Annotated in this window: 10 protein-coding genes; 6 read left to right on the top strand and 4 right to left on the bottom strand. The window is 71.7% G+C overall.

The window, feature by feature from the left end:
- On the top strand, positions 1 to 488 hold a 488-nt coding region (locus AW274_RS28260), incomplete at its 5' end, for an IS5 family transposase (RefSeq protein ID WP_157520763.1).
- A gap of 606 nt (positions 489 to 1,094) precedes the next feature.
- Here AW274_RS28260 and AW274_RS28255 read toward each other — a convergent pair.
- Positions 1,095 to 1,811 carry an SDR family oxidoreductase gene (locus tag AW274_RS28255; protein WP_062438087.1) on the bottom strand — a complete coding sequence of 239 codons (717 nt, stop codon included), beginning with the start codon at positions 1,809 to 1,811 and terminating at the stop codon, positions 1,095 to 1,097.
- A gap of 72 nt (positions 1,812 to 1,883) precedes the next feature.
- On the opposite strand from AW274_RS28255, the gene AW274_RS28250 reads away from it, so the two are divergent.
- Entirely contained in the window at positions 1,884 to 2,699 is an 816-nt protein-coding gene (locus tag AW274_RS28250) for a helix-turn-helix transcriptional regulator (RefSeq protein ID WP_062437847.1), read from the top strand.
- A gap of 654 nt (positions 2,700 to 3,353) precedes the next feature.
- On the opposite strand, the gene AW274_RS28245 is transcribed toward AW274_RS28250, so the two are convergent.
- From AW274_RS28245 to AW274_RS28235, 3 genes are all read right to left on the bottom strand, one after another.
- The gene (locus AW274_RS28245) at positions 3,354 to 3,701 is read right to left on the bottom strand and encodes an SCP2 sterol-binding domain-containing protein (protein WP_062437845.1); all 348 of its coding nucleotides are present in this window, start codon (positions 3,699 to 3,701) and stop codon (positions 3,354 to 3,356) included.
- 288 nt (positions 3,702 to 3,989) lie between these two features.
- Positions 3,990 to 4,901, bottom strand: coding sequence for a hypothetical protein (locus tag AW274_RS28240; RefSeq protein WP_062437843.1), 912 nt, complete (start codon positions 4,899 to 4,901; stop codon positions 3,990 to 3,992).
- 60 nt (positions 4,902 to 4,961) lie between these two features.
- Positions 4,962 to 5,171 (bottom strand): hypothetical protein, encoded by a 210-nt coding sequence (locus tag AW274_RS28235; RefSeq protein ID WP_198169440.1) that lies wholly within the window; start codon positions 5,169 to 5,171, stop codon positions 4,962 to 4,964.
- A 227-nt stretch (positions 5,172 to 5,398) separates the two neighbouring features.
- Here AW274_RS28235 and AW274_RS28230 point away from each other — a divergent pair, with 227 nt between their 5' ends.
- The 4 genes from AW274_RS28230 to recN all read left to right on the top strand — a co-directional run bounded on the left by AW274_RS28230 (position 5,399) and on the right by recN (position 9,242).
- Positions 5,399 to 5,692, top strand: a complete 294-nt coding sequence (locus AW274_RS28230) for a hypothetical protein (protein ID WP_062437840.1) — start codon at positions 5,399 to 5,401, stop codon at positions 5,690 to 5,692.
- A 40-nt stretch (positions 5,693 to 5,732) separates the two neighbouring features.
- Complete coding sequence (locus AW274_RS28225; RefSeq protein ID WP_062437837.1) at positions 5,733 to 6,545, top strand: TlyA family RNA methyltransferase; 813 nt, start codon at positions 5,733 to 5,735, stop codon at positions 6,543 to 6,545.
- Positions 6,542 to 7,447: an NAD kinase gene (locus AW274_RS28220; protein ID WP_062437834.1), complete on the top strand. Its 906-nt coding sequence runs from the start codon at positions 6,542 to 6,544 to the stop codon at positions 7,445 to 7,447. The genes AW274_RS28225 and AW274_RS28220 overlap by 4 nt, the downstream gene beginning before the upstream one ends.
- A 76-nt stretch (positions 7,448 to 7,523) precedes the next feature.
- A complete protein-coding gene (gene recN, locus AW274_RS28215; RefSeq protein WP_062437832.1) occupies positions 7,524 to 9,242 on the top strand; it encodes a DNA repair protein RecN in 1,719 nt (572 codons plus the stop codon).
- The last annotated feature ends 264 nt before the right edge of the window (positions 9,243 to 9,506 follow it).

Here is a 9,506-nt window from a genome sequence, read left to right as displayed (position 1 = left end):
TCCCAAATCAGAGCGTTAAAAGGGGGCCGCAGACCGGACCGTCCCCGGTCGATCGAGGACGGGCCGGAAGCAAGCACCACCTGATCACCGACGCCACCGGCGTCCCGCTGGCGGTGATCCTGACCGGCGCGAACCGCAACGACGTCACCCAGCTGCTGCCCTTGCTGCACGCCATCCCCAAGATCCGTGGCAAGTGCGGCCGGCCCCGGCAACGACCTGATGCCGTCCTGGCCGACCGCGGCTACGACCACGACAAGTACCGCCGCCTGGTCCGTGCCCTGCAGATCCGCCCGCTGATCGCCCGCCGCGGCACCCCGCACGGCTCCGGCCTGGGCAGACACCGCTGGGTCGTCGAGCAGACCTTCGCCCTGCTGCACGCATTCCGGCGATTACGGATCCGCTGGGAAGCCCGCGCGGACATCCACGAAGCCTTCCTCAAACTGGCGTGCGCCCTCATCTGCTGGCGCCGACTCAACTCATTTTGTTAGGAGCTCTAAGTGCTATCCGGGAGGAGCGGCGATCACAGGGTGCTTCTGGTGCTGCTCTCTTGCCGGTTGAATGGGTCTGGCTGGTATGCCCGAGCAGGGGTGCTCTCGGATCAGCCTGCTTCCGGGGCATGAGGCGGATCTTCCGCAGGTCGTTAGAGCACGTAGTGGGTGTCGTCGCGGCGGGCGATGGCCATCCCAATTGACCTCGTAGAACGCGGTGGTTCACCTCGCTGATGGGCGAGCGGCCCGGCCATGCCGAATTACCGTCACGGCAGCGGAGAATCGGTCTAGGGGTGTGAGCGCGATGCCGGTTCCGCCGTTACGGGCCGACAGGTTGCGAGCGTGGGGGCGTCATGCCTGACCTGCGGTTGCGGCTGTCGCTGGGGCGGACGCATCGCGCACAAAGGGGCCCATCCAGGCCAGTCGGCGTTGGCGGGTCGAACGCGCCCATGCCTGGCAGAACCGCTCTACCTGTTCGCCCGCTGCCACGAGCGGCGCACCACCGTCATCGACGCATTGTTCGACCTCGCCGACAACCACCTTCACCGTGTGCGGCCTGATCCCCTCCGCATGGACCTCACCGGTGAGACGCCCGCCCGTGACCGATCACCAGGGCACGGGTGTTCCGTCCCAGGAGAAGAAGCCGCCGGTGGGGCCGTCGTCCGGCAGCAGGGCCAGGCGGAGGGCACCCTGCGCGGCCTCGGCCGGGTCGCCGCCGGCAGCGGCGGCCCGGGGGTTGAGATCGGTGGCGCGCAGGCCGGGGGCGAGTGCGTTGACCTTGAAGCCGTCCTCGGCCAGCGTCTGGGCGTAGAGGACGGTGAGGGCGTTGAGGGCGGCCTTGGACGACCGGTAGGCGGCTGCGGCGCCGCTTCCCGGGGTGAACTGGGGGTTGGGAGTGGTGCTCCAGGTCAGCGACGCCGTGCCACTGGAGATGTTGACGATGCGCGGGTGCGGGGACCGGCGCAGGGCGGGCAGGAAGGCGTTGGTCACCGTCACCACCCCGAACACATTGGTCTCGTAGATGCGCCGGTACTCCTCGACGTCGGTGTCGGTGGGCGGGGCGAGTGACGGTGAGATGCCGGCGTTGTTCACCAGGACGTCCAGGCGGTCGATCTGAGCTGCGGCCTGTGCGACGCCGTCGGGATCCGTCACGTCGAGGACCAGCAGACGGGCCCCGGCTCCGATCTCCTCGACGGCCCGCTGTCCGCGCCCGGGGTCGCGGGAGCCCACGTACACGGTGAGGCCCTCGGCGGCGAGCAGCCGGGCGATATGCTGGCCGATGCCCTTGTTGGCACCGGTGACCAGAGCTGTGCGTTCGTTCATGGCGACCACATTTCCCCTGGTCCTGGGTGCTCTGCCAGGGACAGCCTGTACCAGGCAGGGGGAGGAGGCGGCGTGGCGCTGCAGGAGCTGGCCCACTACCTGCGGGACCGCCGGGCGGCCCTGCGTCCGCACGAGATCGGACTGGCGGCGACGGGCACCGACCGCCGCACTCCGGGGCTGCGCCGCGAAGAGGTGGCGGAGCTCGCGCACATGTCGGTCGACTACTACACGCGGCTGGAGCAGGCCCGGGGGCCGCGGCCATCGGCCCAGATCCTGGACGGGCTGGCCCGCGCGTTGCGGCTCACGCCGGCCGAGCGCAGCCATCTGTTCCGGCTGGCGGGTTCGAGCGCGCCGCCCGGCGTCAGCGCCGTGCGGCGGGTGCGCCCGCATGTGGCCCGGATGCTGGAGCGGCTGCCGGAGACCGGTGCCATCGTCACCGACGCGGCGTACGACGTCGTCACCTGGAACCCCCTGGCCCGGGCGCTGCTCGGGGCCGACCCCGGAGACGGGACGACGAACCTGGCCCGACGCCGCTTCCTGGGTCAGGGGCGGATGTACGAGAGCTCCAGCGCCGAGGAGTTCGGGCACATCGTGGTGGCGCGGCTGCGCCGGTCCGCGGACCGCTACCCGCATGACCCGCAGCTGGCCGAACTGCTGGCCGAGCTGCACGCCGGGAGTGAGGAGTTCCGGCAGATCTGGGAGACGCGTCCGGTCCACGCTCCCGGGCACCGCACCAAGACCCTGGACCATCCGGAGGCCGGTGCGCTGCGGTTGAACTGCGACGTCCTGCTCGTGCCCGAGGATGACCAGGAGGTCGTCCTGATGACGGCCGACCCCGGATCCCCTGCCGCGCGGGCCCTCCACGGGCTGGCCATGCAGGCGACCTGAAACGAAGGATCTCGCCGGCGGCCTCAGAGCGTCGCAACTCCCTATTCGCCGGGGCCGGTGCCCATCTTGATGCCCAGGCTTTCCGCGCCGCCAATACACGGCCTCCAAGTCGGCCGAAGGGGCGTGAAGGCGGCTGCGGAACGAAAAGGCCGGTTGAGTGGACTTGTATGCGTGAGCCCTGTCCCTGGCTTCGAGTCGTGAGCGGCCGAGTGTCCTCGTGAGAACCGAGTCGCTACATGTCGAAGGCCAGTCGGGTGGTCTGGTGAGACCTGGACTCTTCCCCATGGCGTTGAGGTCTCCCGAATGCGGTTTGGCAGGCGTCGCCGTGACGCCAAAGTGGCGAGTGGCGATGGGGCTCTGACGGGCGATGCCGCCAAGGCGAATGGCTTGCGGATGTGGTTGCGCGGGGTGGAAGCCTTCCAGGTGTTAGGGCAGCCGTCGCTTCGTAAAGCCGTTGACCACACTCACACTTCGGCCGCCGGGTGGCACTCGCCGAGTACTCGTCAAGCGCTCGGGGTTCTCGGCGAGGGCCTGAATCGGTGGGCGTGCCTGGTCGGGCGGGTGATGAAGGAAGTTCAGGGGCCGGGTCTCGCCAAACCGGTGCGTGTGGGCTGATTCCACCGTTCGAACGGGGTCGGGGGTTCGTGCGAGGGTTCAGAGGAGGCGGCGGAGGCGGAGGAGGTCGCCCAGGCTGGCGTCGATTTTGACTCTGCCGCCGAAAAGGGCGCGCGCCATGTCGAGTTCGCCCTTGACGAGGGCGATGAGGTCTTCGCTGCCCAGGGTGAGTTTCACTTCGGCGGGGCGGCCGTCGGCCGGGGGGATCTCGGTGAAGGGGTCGAGGCCTTCGCGGTGAATGCGGCCGTAGAAGGTGACGTTCAGGTCGGAGATGCGGCATTGGAGCCGGCGCTCGACGACATGTTTGGCGCGGTCCTCGTCGCTGATGTCGTGGAACTGCTCGCCCAATTTGTCCAATGCGGCACGGCATTCTTCGATCGTCGCCATGCGTCATCCCCCTTAAGCCAGGACCGGTCAAATGCCCATCTACCAACGGACGGTAGCGTTCAACCTGAGTACTACGCGAAATCTGACACGTGGGGGCGTGTCAGATGACAAGGGGGTTCGCATGGTGTTCCACACGTTGCGTGGCATCGTACAGATGGCCACGTCGCTCACCGAGACGGCCACGAACAACGCTCGGGCCGCCGTCGTCGACCTGCTCGACACGGACTCGTCGCGGTCCGCGAAGGCGCGCCGGTCGTCGGCTCGGTCATCTCGGTCGTCGAAGGGGATTCAGGGGATCGTCCGGTCGGGGGCCGACCAGGTGCTCGGGGTGTTCGACCTCGCGCGCAAGGACGAGGTCGACCGGCTGCGGTCGCAGGTCCGTGAGCTGCAGGGACGTCTGAAACCGTCCGGCCGGGCCAACGGGTCGCGGTCGCGGACGGCCACCCGGGCGAAGGCGGCTTCGGCCCGGACGTCCCGAGGGGTGTCGGCCCGGGTGACCGGGATGGCCGCCAAGGCGGAGCGGACCATCGCCGCCATCACCGGCAAGGCCGCCTCGACGACCGCCGCGAAGGCGTCGGCCGCCAAGCGGACCGCCAAGGCGGCCGCTTCGGGGGCGTCGGCCCGCACGACGTCGGCCGCTCGCTCCGGGACGGCGCGCAAGGCCGCGACCGCCCGCACCGCCGCGTCGCGGAAGGCCGCGACCACGCGCGCCGCCGCGTCCCGGAAGGCTGCGACGGCGGCTCGCAGCGCCGCAACGCGGTCCAGGGCCGGGCTCAACGGGTCGCCGTCGTCGTCGACTGCTTCAGGGTCCGCGCATCCTGGGTCGGCGTCGCGTTCGGGCGCGTCGGCGGTGCGGGCGGGGTCCGCTCGCAGGATGTCCGTCTCCCGGGCGGCGGGTTCGGCCAAGGCGTCGGCCGGGTCGACGCGGAAGACGTCGGCTTCGGCGGCTGGGGTGACGCGGAAGACGTCGGCCTCGGCGGCTGGGTCGGCTCGTAAAACGTCGGCTTCGCGTTCGACCACCGCTGGATCGCCTCGCAAGGCGTCGGCTTCGCGTTCCGCGACGGCTGGGACGGCTCGTAGGGCGTCGGCTTCGCGGTCCACGGCGGCCGGGTCGGCTCGCAAGGCGTCGGCTTCGCGTTCGACGGCGGCTACGTCGATGCGGAAGGCGGCGGCTTCGCGTTCCGCGACGCTCGGGGCCATCCGGAAGGGGTCGGGTTCCGCGGCTCCGGCGCGTAAGGCTTCGGGTTCGGCTGCGGGTGCTCACGCGGCGTCGGCTCGGGCCGGTGCTCGGAAGAGCACGTCCGTCGCCGGGACGCGGATCGCGCGGGCCGAGAAGGCCGCCGCGCGGATCGTGAAGGCCACCGGGTCCACGCGCGTCGCGCGGGCCGAGAAGATGGCGGCGCGGATGGCGCATGCCGTCGGGACCGCCCGGACGCCGGCGCGGGCGGCTTCGCACGCCGGGGCCGTCATGGCGGCCAAGGTGCCGGCCACTACCGCTCCCGGGAAGGGCGGGAAGAAGGCCGCGAAGAAGGCGCTTGCCAAGAAGTCGGGCAAGAAGGCCGGCAAGAAGTCGTAGGGGTGCCGTGCGGGCGACGTCGTCGGCCCGGTCCGCTACCGTCAAGGCGGCGGAGCGTCTGCGGTCCGTGTTCGTGAGGCGTTTCGGGCGAGGGCCGCGTATCTGACACCGGAGGGGGCGCATGACCGAGATGAACTCGGCCGGCGGTGGGGAAGCCGTCGTGCCGGTGCAGGCCGCTGTGTCCGCGGATGCCGGTTCGCCGGCGGACGTCATGGCGACCCCGACCATCACCGTGGTGCCGGCCGTTGCCCCGGCCGGCACCCTGCCGCCCGGCGCCGAGGCCGATCCCGAGGCGGCGGTCCGCGCCGCCGTCGAACGGCTCGCGGAGGCGCCGGTGGCGGCTCACGTCGAGGTGTACGAGCAGGTGCTCGGCACGTTGGAGGAGACCCTTGCCGCTGTGGACGACCGCCCGTGATCTCTAATCCCCCCACCACCTCGCCCGCCAGGGGTGAGCGTTGAGTCAGCGCCGCCGTCTCGACAGCGAGCTGGTGCGGCGCAAGCTGGCCCGCTCGCGGGAGCAGGCCGCCCAGCTCATCGAGGCGGGCCGGGTCACCATCGGTGGCCAGCCCGCTTCCAAAGCGGCCACGCAGGTCGACACCGCCGCCCCGATCGTGGTCGCCGAGGCTCCTGACGGGCCCGACTACGTCTCCCGGGGGGCCCACAAGCTCATCGGCGCCCTCGACGTCTTCGCCGACCTCGACGTCACGGGGCGGCGCTGCCTCGACGCGGGCGCGTCGACCGGCGGGTTCACCGACGTGCTGCTGCGGCGGGGGGCCGCCCACGTGCTGGCGGTCGACGTCGGTTACGGACAGCTCGCCTGGTCGCTGCGGACCGACGAACGGGTCACCGTGATGGAGCGGGTGAACGTCCGCGACCTCACCCCCGAGATGGTCGGGGAGCCGCCCACGCTCGTCGTCGGCGACCTGTCGTTCATCTCGCTGCGGCTGGTGCTGCCCGCGCTGACCGCCTGCCTGGCCGAGGGCGGCGAGCTGGTCATGCTGGTGAAGCCGCAGTTCGAGGTGGGCAAGGAACGGGTGGGCACCGGAGGGGTCGTCCGCGACCCGGAACTGCGGGCCGAGGCGGTGCGCGACGCGGCCGCCGCGGCGGCGGGGCTGGGGCTCACGGTCAAGGGCGTGACGGCCAGTCCGCTGCCGGGCCCTTCGGGCAATGTGGAATACCTGATCCGCCTCGGGAAGGGGCCGGGTCACGAGGCGGTCGCAGACGTGGCCGCCGCCGTCGCGCGTGCCGTCGAGGAGGGACCCCGATGAGCGACCGCCGATCGGTCCTGATCACCACCCACACCGGGCGTGACGCCGCGGTCGAGAGCGCCCGGCTGGTCATCGACCGGCTGCTGAAAGAGGGCCTGACGGTCCGGGTCCTGGCCGACGAGGCCGAAGAGGTCGCCCGGACGGGCGTCGAGGTCGTGCCGGCCGACGAGCGGGCCGCCTTCGGCGCCGAGATCATCATCGTCCTGGGCGGCGACGGAACGCTCCTGCGGGCGGCCGAGATCTCCCGGCCGACGGGGGTGCCGCTGCTCGGGGTCAACCTCGGGCACGTCGGGTTCCTCGCCGAGGCCGAGGTGGAGGACCTCCACGTCGTCGTCGACCGGGTCGTCGACGGGCGGTTCGAGGTCGAGGAGCGCATGACCCTCGACGTGACCGTCCGCAACGGCACCGTGCTGGCGCGCACGTGGGCGCTCAACGAGGCGTCGGTGGAGAAGCGCGACCGCATGCTCGAGGTCGTGGCCGAGATCGACGGCCATCCGCTGTCCCGCTGGGGCTGCGACGGCGTCATCTGCGCCACCTCGACCGGGTCGACCGCCTACGCGTTCTCCGCCGGAGGGCCCGTCGTGTGGCCCCAGGTCGAGGCGCTTCTCGTGGTTCCCAACAGCGCCCACGCGCTGTTCGCGCGGCCCCTCGTGGTGGCCCCGACCAGCTCGATCGCGATCGAGCTGCTGTCGACGACACACGCGGGCGAACTGTGGTGCGACGGCCGCCGCCGCTTCGATCTGCCGCCGGGCGCGCGGGTGGAGGTCCGCAAGGGCACCCATCCCGTACGGCTCGCGCGCATGCTCGGCGTCGACTCCACGGGCGTGCCGTTCACCGACCGGCTGGTCGCCAAGTTCGGCCTGCCGGTAGAGGGATGGCGCGGCCGGGCCAGGCCCGCCTGAGGTTCCGGCGACTCGAAAATCTTGGCGAGTTGCGCGTAGGATCGCTTGCGACATTGACGTTGAACGGGAGGGACCAGTGCGGCCGAGGGTCGAGGAGGTCCGCATCCGGGGACTGGGTGTCATCGACGAGGCCGTCCTCGAGTTGTCACCCGGTTTCACCGTTGTCACGGGTGAGACGGGCGCCGGCAAGACCATGGTGGTGACCGGCCTGGGGCTGCTGTTCGGCGGCCGGGCCGACCCCGCGCGGGTCAGGCCGGGGGCCGACAAGGCGACCGTCGAGGGCACGCTCGTCGTCGATCCGGGAGGCCGGGCCGCCCAGCAGGTGCTCGACATCGGCGGCGAGGTCGACGGCGGAGAGCTCATCATCTCCCGCACCGTCTCCTCCGAGGGCCGGTCGCGGGCCTGGCTGGGCGGGCGCACCGTCCCGGTCGGCACGCTCACGTTCCTGGCCGACGATTTGGTGGCCGTCCACGGGCAGATGGACCAGCAGCGGCTCCTGCAGCCGGGCCGCCAGCGCGCCGCGCTCGACCGCTACGCCGGAGACGAGCTGGTCAAGCCGCTGCGCGCCTACGAGCAGACCTACAAGCGCCACAAGCAGGTCGGCGACCTGCTCGCCGAGCTGACCGGCCGGGCCCGCGAACGCGCCCAGGAGGCCGACGTGCTGCGGTTCGGCCTGGAGGAGATCGAGAAGGTCGCCCCCCTGGCCGGCGAAGACGCCGAGCTGAAGGAGGAGGCCGAGCGCCTCACCCACGCCGACACCCTCCGCACGGCCGCGACGACCGCCCACACCGCCCTGCTGGGCGACCCGATGTCGGGGCCCGAGGCGGCCCCCGACGCGGTGTCGCTGATCGGGCAGGCGCGTTCGGCCGTCGAGTCGGCCCGCGACTACGACCCCGCCCTCGCCGGTCTGGCCGAGCGGCTGGCCGAGGCCGGTTACCTGCTCAACGACGTCGCGACCGAGCTGGCCGCCTACGCCGAGTCGGTCGAGGCCGACCCGCAGCGGCTGTCGATCGTGCACGAACGCCGGTCCCTGCTCAACGGGCTGACCCGCAAATACGGCGCCGACGTCGCCGAGGTGCTGGCCTGGGCCGAGCGGGCGGCCGTCCGCGTCGGCGAGCTCGACGGCGACGACGACCGCATCGGCGAGCTGACCCGCGAACACGAGGAGCTGACCACCCGGCTCGGCGAGCTGGCCGGTGAGCTGACCCGCATCCGCGAGGCCGCCGCCGAACGTTTCGCGGTCGCGGTGACCGAGGAGCTGACCGCCCTGGCCATGCCCCATGCGCGGGTCGCCGTGGTGATCGAGTCGAGCGGCGACTTCGGCCCGGCGGGGGTCGACGAGGTCGAGCTGCGCATGGCGCCCCATCCGGCCTCGCCGCCGCTGCCGCTGAACAAGGGCGCGTCCGGGGGCGAGCTCAGCCGCGTCATGCTGGCCATCGAGGTGGTGTTCGCCGGGGCCGATCCGGTGCCGACGTTCGTCTTCGACGAGGTCGACGCGGGGGTCGGCGGCAAGGCGGCCGTGGAGATCGGGCGGCGGCTGGCCAAGCTGGCCCGCACCGCCCAGGTCATCGTGGTCACCCACCTGCCCCAGGTGGCGGCTTTCGCCGACCAGCACCTGGTGGTCGAGAAAGACAGCGACGGCAGCGTGGTCCGCAGCGGCGTGGTCGCCCTCGACCGCGAGGCCCGCAAGCGCGAGCTGGCCCGCATGCTGGCCGGCATGGAGGATTCGGAACTCGGCCGCGCCCACGCCGAAGAACTCCTGGCCACGGCGGCCGCCGCCAAGTCGGTCGGCTGAGACCTCTCCCGCCGTTTCGGCGGGGACCATGGCGGGGGTCGGCGCCGGTTGCGGCGCGGCGGTCGGCGGCGGTCGGCGCCGGGGCAGGCGGAGCCGTAACGGAAACGAAAGAGCAGATCAGCCCGCCGGAATCACATCACATATCGGAAACTTGTCAGCGGATCTCACCAAAGTCGGCCAGGCTGGAGTGACGACGGATGCCGGGCACGCGGGGGCGTGGGGCCGGGGGTCCGGAAACGCTTCCCGCGGCGGGTGACATCGGTT

Source organism: Herbidospora daliensis, from assembly GCF_001570585.1.
Lineage (GTDB): Bacteria > Actinomycetota > Actinomycetes > Streptosporangiales > Streptosporangiaceae > Herbidospora > Herbidospora daliensis.
Note: the sequence above shows the minus strand (reverse complement) of the source record. Positions and strands in the feature narration are given on the sequence as shown.

What these genes read in the sequence shown, in the direction of transcription:
- AW274_RS28255 (WP_062438087.1), bottom strand. Translation starts at nt 1,811, where the DNA reads ATGAACGAACGCACAGCTCTGGTCACCGGTGCCAACAAGGGCATCGGC.
- AW274_RS28245 (WP_062437845.1), bottom strand. Translation starts at nt 3,701, where the DNA reads ATGGCGACGATCGAAGAATGCCGTGCCGCATTGGACAAATTGGGCGAG.
- AW274_RS28240 (WP_062437843.1), bottom strand. Translation starts at nt 4,901, where the DNA reads ATGGCCCCGAGCGTCGCGGAACGCGAAGCCGCCGCCTTCCGCATCGAC.
- AW274_RS28235 (WP_198169440.1), bottom strand. Translation starts at nt 5,171, where the DNA reads ATGACGGCCCCGGCGTGCGAAGCCGCCCGCGCCGGCGTCCGGGCGGTC.
- AW274_RS28230 (WP_062437840.1), top strand. Translation starts at nt 5,399, where the DNA reads ATGACCGAGATGAACTCGGCCGGCGGTGGGGAAGCCGTCGTGCCGGTG.
- AW274_RS28220 (WP_062437834.1), top strand. Translation starts at nt 6,542, where the DNA reads ATGAGCGACCGCCGATCGGTCCTGATCACCACCCACACCGGGCGTGAC.